The sequence below is a fragment of the Microlunatus speluncae genome (assembly GCF_009299835.1).
In the GTDB taxonomy this organism is placed as follows: domain Bacteria; phylum Actinomycetota; class Actinomycetes; order Propionibacteriales; family Propionibacteriaceae; genus Microlunatus; species Microlunatus speluncae.
This window is the reverse complement of sequence record NZ_VKCZ01000007.1, coordinates 222,465-240,678: the sequence shown is the minus strand read 5'-3', so window position 1 is coordinate 240,678 and position 18,214 is coordinate 222,465. Positions and strand designations below refer to the sequence as shown.

The window sequence follows — 18,214 nt, the reverse complement described above, 5'->3', positions numbered from 1 at the left end:
CCCAGAGTCTGACAACTCGGGGTGTTCAGGGGGTTAGGCCGAGGTCGGTGTGGTGGAGGTGGAGGGCCAGGGTGCGGAGGTCGGTGATCAGTTGGTCGGTACGGCCGCCCGGGGGCACGGTGATCATGGCCAGGCGGCGGCGGAGCCGGAGCTGGCCGTCCTCGGCGAAGCACTTGCCGTCCGCTACCGCGGAGAAGAAGTCCGAGACGGTGTGCTCGGTGATGATCAACTCGTCGGCGACGTCGCCGAGCAGCGGCAGGTTCAGGCCGCGGCCATCGGTGTAACTGGCCAGATCTGGCACGTACAGGCCGATCGATCGGCCGGTGTCCAGATAGTCGACCCAGACGCTGGAGTAGTCCGACAGCATCCCGTCGGCCAGGCCGATCAACTGATACAGGGTCAGGCTGGCCGCACCAAGATCATCATCGGTGATCACCCGCAGTCCGAGCTGGTCCAGCCGGGCCGCGTCCAGCCGGTGTGGCTTGGTGATCAACTGCACGCCGGCCAGGTCGGCCGCGGCGGCGAAGGCCCGGGCGGCCTCGGCGGTCAGCGGTTCGCCCTCGGCCAGCCCGACCAGACCGGCGGCCGACGAGCTGCGAAACGTCGGTAGCCAGAGCACGAACGGCCGGGTCGGGTCGATCCCGACCGCGGACACCACCGACCGATCGGTGGCGGCGCTGATCACGTCCTGTCGCGGGTTGCCGGCGACCAGCGTGGTCTCCGGCCGCATCGACAGGGCCCGGACCGCTTCGACTCCCCAGAGCGGGCTGGAGGCGGAGTGCGCCTGGGCGCCGATCCGCTGGGCGAAGTTGGCGTTGGCGTTCCACTTCGGCCCGGTGCCGTGCCAGAGGTTGACGTGGATCCGGCGCCGGCCGGGCCGGGGCGAGTCGTACAGGCCGTGGGTGTAGCAGACCAGTTCCGCGGTGACGAAGGTCCAGTACGTGCTCCAGCCCGCCTTCGGGATCACCGTGATCCGGCCGACGGCACCCGGCGCGTCCAGCAGGGTGGCGACCCGACTCAGCTGCAGCCGGGTGCGATCGACGTCGTTGGCCAGCAGCAACACCCGGCCGGAGTAGCGCCGGGTCAGGCCGACGGCGGTGGCCAGCGAGTTCTCCTCGGTGTCGGGCAGCCCACCGACCAGCGCCTGCCGCCGCGGCGGCGTGATCGCCATCAGCAGCCGGGTGGTCGGCACCGAGAGGCCGCGCCGGATGACCGACTTCGCCAGCCGGAGCCGGGCCGGGCCGTTCAGCGGCGCCCGCTCGGCGTACTCCCGGCCCGGCGGCCGCAGCGAGGCGACGGCGGACCCGATGCTCTCCGGCACGACCACCAGGGCGAGCCAGATCGTGCCGACCCCGAGCACCCAGGTGAAACCGACGGGTCCGGTCAGCGCCCCGGCGAGCAGCACCGGGATCCGGATCGGCCAGCCGCCGCCGAGCGCCGAGATGACGTACGGCAGCGGTTGCCGGCCGGTGCGATGACGGTAGAAGAGGTCGTACCGGCGACAGGCGACGACCGCCAGCCAGCCGTACGCAAGCCAGTGCGCCGACGGGGCGATCGCGGTGGTCAGGCCGATCAGCACGGCCGCCTCGATCGCGGTCAGCAGCGGCGGCAGCAACCAGGAGAGGGGTCGCCGCGGCCGGCCGGCCAGGACGCGGGTCAGGACGCCGTCGTCACGGAGCCGGGCCAGCAGGCCGGCCGTCGCCTCCGGCAGCGGAGCCCGGTCGGCGCGGGTCACGGTCCGCAACACCCACCCGGTCAGCGTCCACAACTCGGCGATCACGACCAAGATCAGATAGGCGACCAGTGCCACCAGCGGGCCGCCGATGATCACGCCGGCGCAGAGCACCAGCCAGCGTTCGCCGATCTGAGCGTGCAGGGCCTGCTTGATCCAGTGCGCCGGCCCGGTCGGCGTCCCGATCAACCGGGTGACCGCGTCGCTCGGACCGGCGGGCGGGACCTGTGCCGCGGTGTCGGTCAACGGCCGCACGTCCGGCCGCGGCGCGCGCCACCAGACCAGCACGGTGTCCGCGAACGAGTAGTCCTGCAGATGGCGTACGGTCTGCAATCCCATGCCGGCCAGGGCGAGCAGCCAGGCGACGTCGTTGCCCTGAGTGGTGGCGTTGACCGCGAGCGCGGCCAGGGCGAGATATTCCTTCAACCGGTCCGAGGTCAGATCGGCCCAGGCACCGAACGGGGTGAACGAGCGGGTGGACCGGGCCACCTCGCCGTCGGAACAGTCGATGATCAAGGAGAACTGCAGCAGCACCGCGCCGATGATCACCGCCGGCAGCGGACCGAACGCGATCATGGCCGCCGCGCCGAACGCGATCACCAGACTGATCAAGGTCAGGGCGTTCGGGGTCAGGCCGATCCGGACCGAGAGCCGGCTGAGTCGCCGGGAGATCCGGCGCAGCACGAACGTCGACCAGACCCCGTCGCCGGACCGGGAGGCCTGACGCCAGGCCAGATCGGGCTCGTCCAGCGACTCGACCCGGCCGAGCAGCTCGGCATTGGCCGCCGGCCCGCGGGCACCGAGATACGGATCCGCCGGGACCGCGGTCAGCGTGACGCCGGAACGGACCAGCGCGAGCAGAGCGGTCTGCACCGGCTCGAGGTCGGACCAGCCCTGGTCCGTGATCACCGCGGCCGCATCCCGCCAGGTAGTGGCGGCGGCCGGCAGGTCGGCCGGGCGGAGCAGCAGCAGGCCGAGGAACGCGCCGGAGGGATCGGTCAGCCGATGCCGCCCGGAGCCGGCGGAGACCAGCCGGTTGCGCTCGATCCGTACCGCGGCCGGATCGGAGATGAGCCGGGCACCGACCAGCGCCCGGGAGGAGTCCCGCGGGTCGTCCAGCACCTGCAACAGCGGGGTGTCGGAGACGAGCAGATCGGCGGCGCAGACCGCCAACGGCTCACCGTTCGCGGCGGCCTCGGTGGCCAACTCGGCCAGCTCGATCAGCGCGCCGGCGGTATCGCCGTCCGGCACCGTGGTCGTCCGGGCGCGGGCCCGCGCCGGCAGCGCCGCGCACTGGTTGCGCAGCCGGGCTGAGATTGCGGGCGCGGGAGCGGGAGCGCCCGCTACCGCGATCAGCACTCCTGGCCCTCCCAGCGATACGGACGAAGTCGGTTGTGAGCCTAGCCGATTCGCACCTGCCGGTGCCGCCGCGTCCGGCGGTGTTGACCCGCCGGTGACCACGCCCCGGGGAGCCCCGAACACCGACTTGTCAGAACTGAGTAGCCCTCTGGCACAACCCAGTTCTGACAAGTCGGCAGGAGGGGGGTCAGGCGGTGAGGGTGGCTTCGGAGACCTGCCAGAGTCGGCGGGCGGCGTCGGGGTCGAGGGCGTACGGAGCCACGCCGGCACGGCTGCCCGGCTGGTTGGGGGCGGCCTCGTTGCAGTCCTCGAAGTAGCGACCGCCGATCCCGGCGAGCAACGGCGAGGCGGCGAGCAGGACGGTCGTCGCCGCACCCTGCTCCGGGGTCTTCCAGGTGGGGGCCTCGGTGCCGGCGGCCAACCGGAGTCGTTCCAGCTCTTCGTCGCTGACGTAGCGCTGCAGGTTGGTCCGGATGCCGCCCGGCATCAGGGCGTTGACCCGGATGCCGTCGGTCGCCCAGCGCCGGTCGGCCTCGACCGCGAACAGGACGTTGGCCGTCTTGGACTGGCCGTACGCCGCCCAGGGCTCGTACTCGCGGCGCTCGAAATGGACGTCGTCGAACACGACCGGCGAGCGCAGATGGGCCGAGGAACTGACCGAGACGACCCGGGCGCCGCCGGCCGCGGCCAGCGCGTCGTGCAGGCCGGTGGCCAGGGCGAAGTGGCCCAGGTGATTGGTGGCGAACTGCAGCTCCCAGCCCTCTGCGGTGCGGCCGAGCGGGGACGCCATCACCCCGGCGTTGTTGATCAACAGGTGCAGCGGGCCCTGCCAGGCGGCGGTGAAGGCGGCCACCGAAGCCTGGTCGGCCAGGTCGAGCCGGGCGACTCGCAGCTGCTCGTTGCCGGTGGCCGCGGCGAGATCCCGGGCGATGCGCTCGCCGGCCTCGGTGTCGCGTACGGCGAGGGTCACCTCGGCCCCCGCGCCGGCCAGGGCCCGGGCGGTCTCGATGCCGATGCCGGAGGCGCCGCCGGTGACGATCGCGCGCCGGCCGGCCAGGTCGACGCCGGCGATCACGTCGGCCGCGGTGGACTGGGCGCCGAACGGGGTGCTGAGCAGGGAGGTGGTGTCGGTCATGGGTTCCATCCATTCCACGTACGATGAAACCGGAGGATCCTCCGGTACTTCTTCGAGATTAACCGGAGGTGCCTCCGATTATCAAACGATCGTGGGACGAGAAAGGATGGGGCCGTGCCCGAGGACCGACCACTCCGCGCCGACGCACGGCGTAACCGCGACCGGCTGCTCGATGCCGCCGGCCACGCGTTCGCCCGGGACGGGCAGGACGTGACGCTGGAGGCGGTGGCCAAGGACGCCGGGGTTGGCATCGGCACCCTGTATCGCCACTTCCCGACCCGTGAGGCGCTGGTCGAAGCGACCTATCGGCACGAGCTCGACCGGCTCTGCGACGCCGCCGACGAGTTGTTGGCGGAGCAGCCGGCGGATGTCGCACTGCGGGCCTGGATGGACCGCTTCGTCGACTACATGACGGCCAAGCGCGGCATGTCCGACACCCTGCGCGCGATCATCGCCTCGGGCGGGAATCCGTACGCGCACAGCCGGGACCGGCTGCTCACGGCGATCGGCACCCTGCTCCGGGCCAGCGTCGAGGCCGGGATCGTGCGGGCCGACGTTTCGGCGGAGGACGTGCTGACCGGCATCGGCGGAGTCTCGCTGGTCGCGTCCGAACCCGAGCAGCGGGAGCAGGCGGCGCGGCTGCTCGACCTCCTGATGGACGGGCTGCGATATCGATCCGGCGGCTGACCCGACCGGACCAAGATCATCCGACTGCGGTCAGGCGCCGATGATCATTCCGATCGCCAGGCCGAGGGCGGCCAGCACCTCGAACCGGCCGGTCGCCTTCAGCACGGAGATCAGGTCCCGGCCGACGGCGCCGCGGAGCACCGAGCGCACCGACGGGATGATCAAGAGCGGGCCGACCAGGGCCAGCAATCCCCACCAGGTGGTCAATGCCGAGACGGCGACCAGGGCCGCGACGGCGACCGCGACCAAGATCAGATAGAGCCAGCGGGTCGCCCGGTCGCCGATCCGGACCGCCAGCGTCACCTTGCCGGCGGTGGTGTCGCCGTTGATGTCGCGCAGGTTGTTGGCGACGAGGATCGCGGTCGTCCAGCAACCGACGCCGACCGCGCCGATCACCGACAGCAGGCTGATCCGGCCGAGCTGGACCAGCGTCGTCCCGCAGACCGCGACCAGGCCGAAGAAGACGAACACGAACACCTCGCCCAGGCCGAGATAGCCGTACGGTTTCTTGCCGCCCGTGTAGAACCAGGCGGCCAGGATCGACGCGACGCCCACCGCGATCAGCCACCACTGCTGGGAGATGATCACCAGCACGAGGCCGGCGACGGCGGCCAGGGCGAAGCTGACGAACGCCGCGGCCCGGACGTCCTTCGGGCGGGCCAGCCCCGAGCCGACCAGCCGCAGCGGCCCGACCCGATCCTTGTCCGTGCCGCGGATCCCGTCCGAATAGTCGTTCGCGTAGTTGACCCCGACCTGCAGGGCGAGGGCCACCACCAGGGCCAGCACTGCCGGCACCAGGGCGAACCCGCCGTCCGCGTGGGCCAGCGCCGATCCGACGATGACCGGAGTGATCGCCGCGGGTAGGGTCTGCGGCCGCGCTCCGGCCAGCCACTGTCGCGGAGTCGCCGTGCTCACGTCCTCGGTCACGCCACGATCGTGCCATCGTTCGCGGCCGGGCCGGCTCCGGGGTCTTCGACGTCGGTCTGCGGGTGATCAGGATCCGGGTGCGCTCGACGTACCTCGGGACCTTCTGCTGCCTGGGCGCGGCGACCTTCCGGTGTTGGGGCGCAGGAAGGCCCGTGGTCAGGTCCCAGGAAAGTGAGGCAGGGAGGAGGACGGCTGGGGCGGCCCCTTGGCGCGTCGGGGTCGGAGGGTTCCGTCGTCGGGCCGTCAACGGGGTCGGAGCGAAGTACGGCGCGGGCCGGAAGTCGACCCTGGTCGAGAAACGTTCGGGCAGGGCTGGCTTTGGGGGCGCGGAAGTCGACCCTGGTGGAGAAACGTTCGGGCGGGGGGCTGGCTTGGGGGTGCGGAAGTCGACCCTGGTGGAGAAACGTTCGGGCGGGGGCTGGCTTGGGGGCGCGGAATCCAGACCCCGGTCGACAAACGTCCGGGCGGGGGTGGTTTGGGGTGCGGAAGTCGACCCTGGTGGAGAAACGTTCGGGCGGGGGTGGTTTGGGGTGCGGAAGTCGACCCTGGTGGAGAAACGTCCGGGCGGGGGGCTGGCTTGGGGGTGCGGAAGTCGACCCCGGTGGAGAAACGTCCGGGATCGGACGGGTGGGATCTCGGGGCTGTGGGGCTAGGGGCGGCCGGCCGGGCGGGTGGTGCGGGCGTCATGGTCTTGACGGCTCGGTGCCGGGCCGGCTCGCGGAAGGGGCGTGCTCGGAGCGTCCGGGCACGGAACCGCTGGGTCAGGGCAGTTGCGATCTCGCTGGCCGCAGTGGCCAGTTGATGAGGGGTTCTTGCGTGATCGGGTCAGGGCTGGTCGTTGCCGGCCGCTTCGATGAGCCGTTGGCGGTTGACCTTGCCGCTGCTGGTGCGGGGGAGCTCCGGCAGGTGGATGAGGCGGCGGGGGAGTCCTTGCTCGGGCAGGGTTCCGGCCAGATCGGCGCGGAGCTGGTCCAGGCCGATCGGGCGGTCGGCGACGGCGACGATCACGGTGCCCCAGGTCGAGTCCGGGATGCCAATGATCACCAGCTCGGCGTCGGCCGCGGTGGGGGTCGCGCGGGCCAGGCGTTCCAGCTCGGCCAGATCGACGTTGATCCCGCCGGTGATCACGACGTCGTCCACCCGGCCCAGCACGGTCAGTCGGTGATCGGCCCAGGCACCGCGGTCGGCGGTGATCATGGTCAGGTCCGGGCCGTCGATCCGTAGGGTCTCGGCGGTCAGCTCCGGTCGCAGCCGGTAGCCGGAAAAGATCATCGGTCCGGTGATCGAGATCCGGTGATCATCCGGTCGCAGCTTGATCGAGACCCCGGGCAGCGGTTCGCCGTCGTAGACGCAGCCGCCGCAGGTCTCGCTCATCCCGTAGGTGCGGACGACCCGCACGCCGGCGGTCGCCGCGGAGTTCAGCAGAGCCGGCGCGGCCGGTGCTCCGCCGAGCAGGACCGTGTCGTAGCCGGCCAGGGCCCGGGCCCGGTCGGGGGCGTGCAGGGCCCGGGCCAGCTGGGCCGGGACCAGGGCCAGGTAGTGCGGGCCGGGTCCGGTCGGTCGGCTGAGGTCGGCGAGATCGCCCCGCACCTCGCGTACCGGAAGATCGGCGACCAAGCCGCGGACGATCACCATCAGGCCGGCGACATAGTGACCGGGCAGCGCGAGAGTCCACCGGCCCGGGCCGCCGAGCCGGGCGTGAGTCGCCTCGGCCGAGGCCACCAGGGCGGCGGCCGACAGCAGCACGCCCTTCGGCCGGCCGGTGGAGCCGGAGGTGGAGATGACCACGGCGGTGTCGTCGGCCTCGAGCGGCTCGGCCGGTCGGAGCATCTCCATCGCCGCCCGACGCTCGGCAGGATCCAACGGCAGCGGCGCGACCGGCTCGCCGCCGGCCAGGGCCGCGGCGAGCGCCGGCGTGAGCGTCGCAACCGTCGGCTCCGTCATCTGCACGGCGCTCAGTCTGGCAAACCGGGATCCGGCGCTGAACCGGTCGGGTCAACCGGGCGTCGATTCCGCGGGATATCGGTCAGTTCGGCCGGGTAGTCGCGGCACGATTGACCGGCTTGATGGGTGCGGATTTGACCGGGCTCTCCCTTCGACAGGCTCAGCCTGGATCCACCGCTGGCGCGGTCGCCGGTGTCGCCAAGGGGTGCGCCACCGCTTCGGCAGCGTTGATCCTATGGAGGGAAAGACGCGCCAAGGACGGGCGGGCTGAGCAGAACGCAGCAGATCGGCAAGCGAGCCTGGCTGTTCTGTCGGGGTCGGTGCCGGTCACCATCTGGCGGCCGGCAGGGGAGGCTTGAACCCTGCTCAACCCCGCCGTCCTCAGCGCGTCTTTCGTCTTTCGCTGGGCTGTGATCGTTGGGACCGGCCAGCTCTGGGTGTTCGTTCCCTGAGCCTGTCGAAGGGCCGGATGATCTTGCTCCGGGCGGGTGATCAGAGTGAGCCGTCCTGCCAGGGGCCGGTGATCGCGAAGGTGATGCCGGGGCTCTGGATGTTGGCGAACAGCCAGTCGCCCTTTCGCGGATCGAACGTCGAGCCGCACCACTCCGAGCCGCGGTAGTCGCCGGGCTCGACCGACTTGCCGGGCACTCCGGACTCGGGAATCACCACGTCGTTCAGGGCGAACGGGAAGATCTCGCCGTCGGTGGTGAGACCGTGCAGAAACTCGACGCCGCTGCCGTCCTCGCAGAGCACGATGCCGCCGCGCGGACTGACGCAGATGTTGTCGGGATTGTTGAGCACGGCGGCGTCCGGGGAGGCGAACAGCACCCGCATCCGTTCCGCGGCCGGGTCGTATTCGAAGACCTGGCCCTGGCCGACCGTGCCGCCGCTGGTGGAGACGACGTAGATCCGGTCGTTGCCCCACCAGGCACCCTCCAGCCGGGTGAAGACGGCGGCGCCGAGCGCCTGGCCCTGCAACGCCGGCCGTTGCTCGCCGGGGGCGAAGTCGGGGTTGGGGATGTCGACCCAGGAGGTCCGGTACTCGGTGCCGGTCGGATCCTCGTACGTGCTGTAGGAGGAGCCGTCCTCGGTCTCGATCACCATCATCTGCAGCCGGCCGCCGGCAGCAAGATCATGACGCCGCTTGGGCAGATAGCGGTAGAGGCCGGACGGGGTGTCGTCCTCGGTCAGATAGACGACGCCGGTCCGCGGATGCACCGCGACGGCCTCGTGACTGAAGCGCCCCATGCCCTTGATCGGCGTCGGGTCGCCGGGCTTGTGGTGCGGCACCTCGAAGACGTACCCGTGCCGGGTGCCGTCCGGGCCGACCACCGTGGTCTCCTCGCAGGTCAGCCAGCTGCCGGCCGGGGTGGGACCGCCGGCGCAGTTGCGGATCGTGCCGGACAGGCTGCCCCACGCCTCGGTGAACTCGCCGGTCTTCGGGTTGAAGACGAGGTTGGTGGTGCCGCCGCCGGCCTGCGGGTTGTAGTTCGGCTCGGTGAAGGCGCCGCTGAACGACCCGACCTCGTGGTTGCGGACGATGGTGATCTTGTCGTCGCGCCGGTGGAAGGCCGCCATCCCGTCGTGCGCGGCGGGTGTCGACCGGCCGTCGGTCAGTTCGTCGCCGGTCCAGCCGTACGTCAGGTACTCGAATCCCTTCGGCAGCCGGAGCAGCGCCAGCCCGGTCGTGTGGTCCTTGACCGGCTGCAGCGGACCGTAGTCGGGCCCGACCCGGTGCTTCTTCAGCGGCGCCGCACCGGCGGTCCGGGCGCCCAGCGCCTCGAGCGGACCGAGCGCGGCCAATCCGGCGGCGGCCGCCAGACCGCCGGTCAGGAATTGTCGCCGGCCGGTGCCGGACTTCGCCTCGTCGGTGCTGTCGGTGATCATTTCGGCGTCACTCATGGCGCGCTCCCCGTCTGCTTGGTCCGGTCGACTCCGGTGGCTCCGACCAACGCTAGAAATGATCTTGGTGCCGGACCAGGAACGTCGGCCGAAGCCTGATCGAACACTGGTGAACGGATCCCTGCCGACCGAGGGAAGCCTTGGGTGGGTGAGACTGGGCCGGTGCAGCCGATCACCTACCGGATCCCGATGCGGACGCGGTTCCGCGGCATCACCACGCGGTACGGGATGGTCTGGCGCGGGCCGGCAGGGTGGGGCGAGTGGAGCCCGTTTCTCGATTACGACGGCGCCGAGCTGGTGCCCTGGCTGCGAGCCGCGGACGAAGCCGCCGAGCAGGGCTGGCCCGAGCCGGTCCGGGACCGGGTCGAGGTCAACGCCACCGTGCCGGCGGTCGGGCCGGAGCAGGCGGCCGAGCTCGCGGCCGGCTCGGGCTGTCGGACCGCCAAGATCAAGGTGGCCGAGCCCGGCCAGACCCTGGCCGACGACCTGGCCCGGGTCGCCGCGGTCCGGGCGACCCTGGGCCCGGCCGGGCGGATCCGGGTCGATGCCAACGGTGGCTGGTCGGTCGAGGCCGCCGAAACCGCGCTGCGGCAGTTGGACGAGCACGAACTGGAGTACGCCGAGCAGCCGTGCCGGACGGTCGAAGAGCTGGCCGAGCTGCGCCGGCGGCTGCGCGGGTCGGGGATCCTGATCGCGGCGGACGAGTCGATCCGGCGGGCCGAGGATCCGTACCGGGTGGCCGAGTTGGCGGCGGCGGACATCGCGGTGCTCAAGGTGCAGCCGCTCGGCGGGGTCCGGGCCGCACTGCAGATCGCGGACCGGATCGGGCTGCCGGTGGTGGTGTCCAGCGCGCTGGAGACCTCGGTCGGGATCCGGGCCGGGCTGGCCCTGGCCGCGGCGCTGCCCGAGCTGCCGTACGCCTGCGGGCTGAACACGGTGCCGCTGCTGCACGACGACCTGGTCGACCGGCCGCTGATCGCCGCCGGCGGTTGGCTCGACGTGTCCGGTCTCGAACCGGCACCGGATCGGCTGGAACGGCTCGCCGCCGGGGCCGACGAGCAGCGGTTCTGGCAGGCTCGGCTCATGCAGACCCGCGCGTTGATCGGAACCTGATGCCGGACGCCAGCCAGTGCGCCCGGACCGTGATCGAGGAGTTGATCTCCCGCGGGGTGCGCGAGGTCGTCGTCGCCCCCGGCTCCCGGAGCGCTCCGCTGGCGTACGAGATCTTCGAGGCGGACCGGATCGACCTGCTCCGGCTGCACATCCGGACCGACGAACGCAGTGCCGGGTTCACCGCGCTCGGTCTGGCCAAGGCCAGCGGCGAACCGGTCGCGGTGATCACCACGTCGGGCACCGCGGTGGCCAACCTGCATCCGGCGGTGCTCGAGGCGTCGCACAGTCGGCTGCCGTTGATCATGGTCACCGCCGACCGACCGGCCTATCTGATCGGCACCGGGGCCAACCAGACCACCGAGCAGCGCGGTGTGTTCGGTGATCACGTCCGAGCCACGGCCCAGTTCGATGATCATCGCGGAGACGTACGACACTGGCAGTATCACACCGCCCGACTGGTGATCGCCGCCGTCGGCGAACGGACGGCCGACCCCGGTCCGGTGCAACTGAACATTGCGTTCAGTGAGCCGCTGACGCCGACTCCGGTGGCGATCAACACCCGCCCGCCGGTGGTGATCGAACCGCTCCGTCGGCCGACCGATCCGGTGTCGCTGCCGGCCGGACCGCAGACGGTGATCATGGTCGGCGACACCGATCCGGCTTCGGGACTGGCGGCCGCCGCCCTGGCCGAGCAGGCCCACCTGCCGCTGCTGGGCGAGCCGTCCAGTAACGCCCGCCGCGGCCCGAACGCGATCGGGCTCTACCGGCTGTTGCTGGCCACCGAGCTGTCCGACGAGATCGAGCGGGTGATCGTGGTCGGACACCCCACGCTGTCCCGGCCGGTGAGCCGGCTGCTGGCCCGCGACGACGTGGAACTGATCGCGGTGACGCCGCACGCACGTTGGGACGATGCCGGGATCGGTGCCGCCGTCGTGGCCCCGGCCGTGGCTCCGGAGCCCGGCGATCCGGACTGGCTGCAGCGCTGGCGTGATCATGATCGGCGGCTCCGGGAGTTGATCGACCGGCGACTGATCGAGGACGCCGACTTCACCGGCCCGCGACTGGCCGGGGCGGTCTGGACCGGCCTCGGTGGATCGGACACCCTGTTTGCCGGATCGTCCAACCCGGTCCGGGATCTCGACCTGGCTCCGATCACCACCGATCCGCCGACGGTGTACGCGAACCGCGGCCTGGCCGGCATCGACGGCTCGAACTCGACCGTGGCCGGCATCGCGCTGGCCACCGGCCGGCCGACCCACGCGCTGGTCGGAGATCTCACCTTCCTGCATGATCTCGGCGGGTTGCTGATCGGGCCGGACGAGCCGCGACCCGACCTGCGGGTGATCGTCGCCAACGACAACGGCGGCAGCATCTTCGCCACCCTCGAATACGGGGCACCGTCCCACCTGCGGGCGTTCGAGCGGATCTTCGGGACCTCACAGCAGATCGACCTGGAGCAACTGGCCGGCGGCGTCGGCGCCGGCTTCCGCCGGGTGATCGACGCGGCCGAGATGACCGAGGTGCTGGCCGAGCCGCCGATCGGCGTCGAGGTGGTCGAGGCCGTGATCGACCGCCGCCACCGCCGCACCCTGGACCGCCAGCTCACCGAACTCGCCACCAGTCTCTGAATTTTCTGCTCGATCCTGTGAATGGAAGCGAGGAGATGGCCCTCTCTGTTCGTTCCCTGAGCCTGTCGAAGGGGGCAAGCCAGGAGACTCCGCGCCCTTTACTCGTGCTTCGCGACCGTTAAAGGTGGGGCGAAGCCGTACAAAAAGGGCGCGAAGCCGGCGTCGGAAGCGGCTGAATGGCCAACCCCGGGCCGAAACCGGCGGCCAAGCAGTCCACTCGACGTGTGCGCCGACCTCAGTGAACCCTGGCGGCACGATCACGACGCCACCATCGACCCCTGACCCGGCCGAGACCGGCACCCGGCGGGCAACACCTACCCACCGCCGTCCCCCGCCCGCCCCTTTGGTGCGTCTTTTGGTCGATAGGCCGAACCGAGGAAGCGGCACCAGGTGTGCCCCCTTCGACAGGCTCAGGACATGCTTCGACAGGCTCAGGGAACGAAGACTTGCTACCCGACCGATCCAAGATCATTGGTCGGACTCACGACTGGGTGCGGAGCCAGGTGCGGACGGCGGCGGTGGCGCGGACGTCGTCCTCGTTGTAGTCGAGGACCCGCTGGCGGGCGGCGTCGCGTTGGGCGGGGGACTCGCCGGAGATCGCTTCGGCGAACCAGAGCTGGGAGTTGAGGCCGCCGGGATCGTCGTCGCGCCAGGCGAAGCCGGCGCCGGCCCGGGCGACCACCTTGAGGCCGAGGCCATCGGCGCCGAAATAGTGCTCCTTCACGGTCTCGAGCAGGTCGACGAAGCCGACCCGGTCATCGCGGACCTGCTCCGGAGCGGTCCGGGCCAGGTCACGGGCCCACTCCAATGCCGGATCCGGGTGGGCCTTGGCCAGCCGCTCGATGGCGGCCAGCTCGAAGCCGCTGTAGTGATAGATCAACACCGAGCCCGCCGACTCGACGACCTGTCGCAGCCAGCCGAGGGCCTCGACGGCGAGTTCGGACTCCGCTTCGTGATCAAGGTCGGCGAAGGTGGAGAAGGCGCGATAACGCGGCCGGCCGCCGTCGATGATCAGGAACCCCCAGAGATAGACCAGACCGCCGGCGGTGGTCTCGATGTCGAAGTCGATCTCCAGCTCGGCCGGCGGCAGGTCGATCGCGCCCTCGGTGACCCGCTCCAGGACGATGTCATGGACGATCATCCGGGCCCGCCGGGCCGCCGTCCGCAGCCGGCTCTCGGCGCCGGCGCGATGCTGCACCTCGGGCAGGTAGACCTCGAGCAGCGCCTCCAGGTCGGCGTCGACCAGATCGGTGATGGTGAAGATCTTGTTCCGGCGCAGGGTCGAGATCTCCCGCACGTCGAGCCGGCCCTTGTCCACCCGCAGGCTGACGTCGTCCGTGTGCAGCTGAGGCAGGCAGGTCTGCCACCACTGGCAGCGGGCGCACTCGTCGACCACGATCGGCTGCACCAGCGGCGCTGGGTCGCCGGCCGCCCCGGTCCGCCGGGCGGCGGTCTCGGCGACGGCGACGCGGAAGTCGAACTCGTGGTCGTACCGCTCAAGCAGGGTGCGCAGCCGCCAGCGCTCGGGCCGGCTCCGGGAGAAGGTCCGGACCACCGGCCGGTCCAGCCGGAGCCAGGCCAGCACCGGGCCGTCCCGCTCGGGCAGCGGATGACCATCGGTCCCGATCACCGCGACGACCGGCTCGTCGGCGGCCCAACCGAGCCGCTCCAGCATCCGCCAGTAGTGCGCCAGCTGGAGGAAGTCGGCCTCCCGGTTGCCGACCCGCAACCCCAACCCGGTGATCAGCTCGCGGTGCTGCGGGCCGGGATTGATCAATTCCGTCAGTGGCAGCTCGGGAGGCGGCTCCGTCGGTCGCTGCTCCGGCTGCTGATCTTGGGGCCGGGCCCGGCGGGGGCGATGCCGCTCGATGATCTTGTGCCACTTGACCTCGACCGGATGGTAGCCCGGCCGGCCATCGGCTCGGTCGGCACCACGGACCAGCAGATCCGGGCTGCCCAGCCGATGACCCTCGGCGTCCGGCGGCAGCGTCGGCCCCATGATCACCGGGAAGCCGGCGGCGACCGCCTCGGCACAGGCGCCGGTCCGGATCCGGCCGGGATGATCATCGAGCGCCCGCAGGTCGAGCACCGTCTCGGAGCAGGCGGCGAGCAGCCGGTCCAGCACCTGATGCTGATAGGTCAGCCCGCCGTCGAACAGCTCGGCCAGCGAGTCGTCCGGCTCGGACTCGACCTGGGAAACCGTTGCGTCGAAGGCATTGTGAGTCTTCACGGCACAGCTTCGCGCCGCGTACGACCCGAGCAGGATCTCGCTCATGGGCGTCACCTCAGGCACGGGCCCGATGCAGCGCGACGATGCCGCTGCTGAGGTTGCGCCACTCGACGTCGGACCAGCCGGCCTCGGCGATCAGATCGGCCAGACCGGGCTGATCGGGCCAGTCCAGGATCGATTCGGCCAGATAGCGGTAGGCGACCGGGTTGCTGGCGAAGAGATCGGCCATCGTCGGCAGGGCGGCAAGCAGATAGTTGCGGTAGACGATCCGGAACCAGGCCACCGTCGGGGTGGAGAACTCGCAGATCACCAGCTGCCCGCCGGGCCGGGTCACCCGCCGCAACTCGGCCAGGGCGGCGACGGTGTGCTCGACGTTGCGCAGCCCGAACGAGATGGTGACCGCGTCGAAGACGTCGTCCGCGTACGGCAACTGCAGGGCGTCACCGGCGACGAAGTCGAGGCCGGGCAGCCGCTCCTTGCCGACGGCCAGCATGCCCAGCGACAGATCGGTCGGGAACACCCGGGCCCCGGCGTCGGCGAACGGCTGGCTCGAGGTGCCGGTGCCGGCCGCCAGGTCGAGGATCCGCATCCCCGGCCGGGGATCGACCGCCGCCACCACCTCGCGGCGCCAGGCCCGGTCCTGGCCGAGGGAGATCACGTCGTTGACGAAGTCGTACCGGGCCGCGACCCGGTCAAACATCGAGGCCACGTCGGCACGTCGCTTCGCCAGGGTCGCCCGCGCAGGGTGTTCGGACATGCGCCCAGCCTGCCACCCGGCACCGACACCGACGACCGCACCCGCCGGTCGGGGCATCGGTCAGGATTTCGCGAGCCGCATCAGCACGTTGGCGGTGTCGCCGGGGCCGACCACGGCGGGCACGAACTCGAGCTTGCCGAACTGGATCCGTCCGCCGACGGAGACCGTGGCGGTGAACCGGCCACCGCCGGGCGAGGACTGCTGCAGCGTGATCCCGTCCCTGCTGATGTCGACGACCCGGATGGCCGAACAGCCCTTGACCTTGATCCGGTCGCCGGACTCGACCCGGACGTGGCAGTTGCCGTCGCGGCAGGCGCCGAGATCGCTCCCGTCGGCCGGCTTCCCGGTCGGTGGTGGGGTGGTGGGAGTCGGTTCGCGGACGTACGACAAGGGCCGCGACGCGCGCCAAGACGAGGGCGGCGTCGTCGCCCCGGCGGGGTGCGCCAGAATCGGGCCATGGCAAAGCGACCCACCGTGCTCAAGGTCTCCGGGCTGAAGCGCGCCTACGGCCCGATCACGATCTTGGAGAAGTTCAGCATCGAGGTGCACAGTGGTGAGGCGATCGCTCTGACCGGCCGGAACGGCTCCGGCAAGTCGACCCTGCTGCGCTGCCTGGTCGGCGCGGACAAGCCGGACGAGGGCACCATCGAGGTGGACGGCAACCCGATGTCGGAGACCTCGCCGCAGATCCGGCGCGACGTCGCGACCGTGATCGACGACCTCGACTTCTTCCCCGACCTCAGCGTGGTCGAGCACCTCGACCTGCTGGCCCGGGCGCACGGCATCGAGGACACCGAGACGGTGGTGGACGAGGTGCTGGAGGAGGTGCAACTGGTGCCGCAGTCCGGGCAGCTGCCCGGCACCCTGTCCTCGGGCCAGCGGCGCCGACTGGCACTGGCCACCGCGTTCATCCGGCCGCGGAAGTTGTTGATCATGGACGAGCCGGAACAGCGGTTGGACACGGAAGGCGTCAAATGGCTCGCGGAGCGGCTGAAGTCCGAGCGGAAGAAGGGACTGGCGATCGTGTTCGCGAGCCACGAGCCGTCGCTGGTCGAGACGGTCGCGACCCGGGTGGTCGAGCTGGGGATCAATCGCGGATGAGCTCGATGGACAAGGCCATGGACTCCGACGACGACTTCACGCCTTACGTGATGCCGGACCTCCAGCCCGCCTCGCCGCGCGAGCTGAAGCTGATGATCAAGGACTGGCGGACCGGCCGGGCCACCAAGAAGCTGGGTGAGGCGCTGCACGACGCCTATATCGCGATCCTCGGCCTGGTCATGGTCGGCGCCATGATCGTCAACGTGATCATCAGCGCCCAGCAGGTGGTCGCGCAGTGCTCCAGCGCCTCCTGTCTGTCGGCCCGGGCCGTGCTGCCCTGGGGATCGCTGGCGTTGACGGTCGCGGTGGCGCTGACCGCGAGCCGGCTGTTCGGCCCGGTGCTGGCCTCGGCGGCCGAGGGTTTCTGGCTGTTGGACGGCCCGGTCGACCGGCGCCGGCTGCTCAGCTCACGGCTGGTGTCGGCGCTGGTGATCGCGCTGATCGGCGGCATCGCGACCGGTGCCCTCGTGTCGGCGCTGACCGGTTCCGGCTTGACGGCGGTGCTCGCCTGGGCCGGCGCGACCGGGATCGCCTCGGCCGCCGGGGTCGCCTTCGCAGCGGCCGAACAGGGCGTGGAGCGGCGGGTCCCGGTGCGGATCTTCGCCTACCTGTTCGCCTGGATCGGGGTGGCGGCCCTGGGCGGCGTGATCGCGGTCGCCGCCAACTGGCTGTCGATCGATCTCGGCCCGGACCGATCCTTCGAGATCGCGCTGGCCGTGCTGGCCGCCGGGGTGGTGATCTTCGTGATCAGCCTCATCCTGGCCGCCGCTCGGCTGCGCGGGATCCGGCGGGCCCGGCTGGTCAGCGGCGGCGCCCTGGCCGGCGGCATCTCCGGTGCCTTCTTCGCCCTCGACGTCGGCCTGGTCCGCGACATCGTGGTGGAGCAGCGCGCCGTCGAGATCGGCCACGTCAAACCCAAGCGGGGCAAGGGAATCGGGCTGCAGGCACTGACCTGGCGGGAGTGGCAGCGGCTGAGGCGGTTCCCCCAGCCCCTGCTGGTGGTGCTGGCCACGATCGCGATCCCGTACGCGGCCGACGCGCTCGGGCTGAGCCGGATCGCGCCGGTGATCGGCAGCATCGCCCTGTTCGCCGCGCTGATCCCGCTGCTCGGCGGCCTGCGGGTGCTGACCCGGACCGGCGGCCTGGCCCGCTGCCTGCCGTTCCCGACCCGGTCGATCAAGCTGGCCATGATCACCATCCCGGCCGCGATCGCGCTGATCTGGGCGATCGCGATCACCGCTTCTTTCGTCGGCTTCGGCGAGGGAGCTACGCAGCGGCCGGTGTCGGACGCGTTCCTGATGGGCGTGGCCACCGGTGCCGCCGGGCTGCTCGGCGCGGTCCGCTGGACCCAGTCCAAGCCGGTCAACTTCGCCGCGCCGATGGTCGCCACCCAGGCCGGTGCGTTCCCGCCGGGGCTGACGACCAAGATCATCGCGGGTTTCGACATCTGCGTCCTGGTGACGTTCCCGATGCTGCTCGGCGGTTCACCGCTGTGGTCCATCGCCATCGCCGCGATCGTCTCGCTGTTCCTGTTGATCTCGGTCGATGCCGACACCCTGCGGGCGCAGCAGCAGGAGCAGCAGCGGATGCTGGACGAGCAGAAGAAGAGGCGCGAGGCGGCGACGCAGCAGCAGAAGCAGCGCAAGCGCTGACGGCTGGAGACACGCCGCCGCCGATCGCCGAGTGGCATCGGGACGGG

13 protein-coding genes are annotated in these 18,214 nt (G+C 71.2%); 5 read left to right on the top strand and 8 right to left on the bottom strand.

Annotated elements, in window-relative coordinates; genetic code table 11:
* Positions 1–25: 25 nt before the first annotated feature.
* The gene (locus FNH24_RS10765) at positions 26–3,091 is read right to left on the bottom strand and encodes a CDP-glycerol glycerophosphotransferase family protein (RefSeq protein WP_161606084.1); all 3,066 of its coding nucleotides are present in this window, start codon (positions 3,089–3,091) and stop codon (positions 26–28) included.
* 187 nt (positions 3,092–3,278) lie between these two features.
* Positions 3,279–4,226 carry an SDR family NAD(P)-dependent oxidoreductase gene (locus FNH24_RS10760; protein ID WP_152362170.1) on the bottom strand — a complete coding sequence of 316 codons (948 nt, stop codon included), beginning with the start codon at positions 4,224–4,226 and terminating at the stop codon, positions 3,279–3,281.
* Positions 4,227–4,340: 114 nt separating this feature from the next.
* Here FNH24_RS10760 and FNH24_RS10755 point away from each other — a divergent pair, with 114 nt between their 5' ends.
* Positions 4,341–4,913 (top strand): TetR/AcrR family transcriptional regulator, encoded by a 573-nt coding sequence (locus FNH24_RS10755; protein ID WP_152362169.1) that lies wholly within the window; start codon positions 4,341–4,343, stop codon positions 4,911–4,913.
* A gap of 30 nt (positions 4,914–4,943) precedes the next feature.
* Here FNH24_RS10755 and FNH24_RS10750 read toward each other — a convergent pair whose 3' ends face one another.
* The 3 genes from FNH24_RS10750 to FNH24_RS10740 all read right to left on the bottom strand — a co-directional run bounded on the left by FNH24_RS10750 (position 4,944) and on the right by FNH24_RS10740 (position 9,686).
* Positions 4,944–5,840 (bottom strand): 1,4-dihydroxy-2-naphthoate polyprenyltransferase, encoded by an 897-nt coding sequence (locus FNH24_RS10750; protein ID WP_246186837.1) that lies wholly within the window; start codon positions 5,838–5,840, stop codon positions 4,944–4,946.
* Between the two features lie 825 nt (positions 5,841–6,665).
* Positions 6,666–7,784: an AMP-binding protein gene (locus tag FNH24_RS10745; RefSeq protein WP_152362285.1), complete on the bottom strand. Its 1,119-nt coding sequence runs from the start codon at positions 7,782–7,784 to the stop codon at positions 6,666–6,668.
* A 492-nt stretch (positions 7,785–8,276) separates the two neighbouring features.
* Positions 8,277–9,686: an alkaline phosphatase PhoX gene (locus FNH24_RS10740; protein ID WP_246186836.1), complete on the bottom strand. Its 1,410-nt coding sequence runs from the start codon at positions 9,684–9,686 to the stop codon at positions 8,277–8,279.
* Positions 9,687–9,848: 162 nt separating this feature from the next.
* Between FNH24_RS10740 and FNH24_RS10735 the strand changes: the two genes are divergently transcribed.
* Positions 9,849–10,799: an o-succinylbenzoate synthase gene (locus tag FNH24_RS10735; RefSeq protein ID WP_246186835.1), complete on the top strand. Its 951-nt coding sequence runs from the start codon at positions 9,849–9,851 to the stop codon at positions 10,797–10,799.
* The gene (gene menD / locus FNH24_RS10730) at positions 10,799–12,427 is read left to right on the top strand and encodes a 2-succinyl-5-enolpyruvyl-6-hydroxy-3-cyclohexene-1-carboxylic-acid synthase (RefSeq protein ID WP_152362168.1); all 1,629 of its coding nucleotides are present in this window, start codon (positions 10,799–10,801) and stop codon (positions 12,425–12,427) included. The genes FNH24_RS10735 and menD overlap by 1 nt, the downstream gene beginning before the upstream one ends.
* Before the next feature lie 481 nt (positions 12,428–12,908).
* Here the strand turns inward: menD and FNH24_RS10725 are convergent, their stop codons facing one another.
* Genes FNH24_RS10725 through FNH24_RS10715 form a run of 3 tightly spaced genes read right to left on the bottom strand, consistent with a single transcriptional unit; the run spans position 12,909 to position 15,804 of the window.
* On the bottom strand, positions 12,909–14,702 hold the full coding sequence (locus tag FNH24_RS10725; protein WP_152362167.1) for a TM0106 family RecB-like putative nuclease: 1,794 nt from the start codon (positions 14,700–14,702) through the stop codon (positions 12,909–12,911).
* 10 nt (positions 14,703–14,712) lie between these two features.
* Complete coding sequence (locus FNH24_RS10720) at positions 14,713–15,414, bottom strand: demethylmenaquinone methyltransferase (RefSeq protein WP_152362166.1); 702 nt, start codon at positions 15,412–15,414, stop codon at positions 14,713–14,715.
* A 60-nt stretch (positions 15,415–15,474) separates the two neighbouring features.
* The gene (locus tag FNH24_RS10715) at positions 15,475–15,804 is read right to left on the bottom strand and encodes a hypothetical protein (RefSeq protein WP_152362165.1); all 330 of its coding nucleotides are present in this window, start codon (positions 15,802–15,804) and stop codon (positions 15,475–15,477) included.
* Positions 15,805–15,870: 66 nt separating this feature from the next.
* Here FNH24_RS10715 and FNH24_RS10710 point away from each other — a divergent pair, with 66 nt between their 5' ends.
* Both FNH24_RS10710 and FNH24_RS10705 read left to right on the top strand, forming a co-directional pair.
* Positions 15,871–16,515, top strand: coding sequence for an ABC transporter ATP-binding protein (locus FNH24_RS10710; RefSeq protein ID WP_152362164.1), 645 nt, complete (start codon positions 15,871–15,873; stop codon positions 16,513–16,515).
* A 5-nt stretch (positions 16,516–16,520) separates the two neighbouring features.
* Positions 16,521–18,167, top strand: a complete 1,647-nt coding sequence (locus FNH24_RS10705; RefSeq protein ID WP_152362163.1) for a DUF6297 family protein — start codon at positions 16,521–16,523, stop codon at positions 18,165–18,167.
* Positions 18,168–18,214 lie beyond the last annotated feature (47 nt).

Excerpts from the sequence above, each read along its gene's own strand:
- FNH24_RS10760 (WP_152362170.1), bottom strand. The coding sequence starts at position 4,226 with ATGACCGACACCACCTCCCTGCTCAGCACCCCGTTCGGCGCCCAGTCC.
- FNH24_RS10745 (WP_152362285.1), bottom strand. The coding sequence starts at position 7,784 with ATGACGGAGCCGACGGTTGCGACGCTCACGCCGGCGCTCGCCGCGGCC.
- FNH24_RS10740 (WP_246186836.1), bottom strand. The coding sequence starts at position 9,686 with ATGAGTGACGCCGAAATGATCACCGACAGCACCGACGAGGCGAAGTCC.
- menD (WP_152362168.1), top strand. The coding sequence starts at position 10,799 with ATGCCGGACGCCAGCCAGTGCGCCCGGACCGTGATCGAGGAGTTGATC.
- FNH24_RS10725 (WP_152362167.1), bottom strand. The coding sequence starts at position 14,702 with ATGAGCGAGATCCTGCTCGGGTCGTACGCGGCGCGAAGCTGTGCCGTG.
- FNH24_RS10720 (WP_152362166.1), bottom strand. The coding sequence starts at position 15,414 with ATGTCCGAACACCCTGCGCGGGCGACCCTGGCGAAGCGACGTGCCGAC.
- FNH24_RS10710 (WP_152362164.1), top strand. The coding sequence starts at position 15,871 with ATGGCAAAGCGACCCACCGTGCTCAAGGTCTCCGGGCTGAAGCGCGCC.
- FNH24_RS10705 (WP_152362163.1), top strand. The coding sequence starts at position 16,521 with ATGGACAAGGCCATGGACTCCGACGACGACTTCACGCCTTACGTGATG.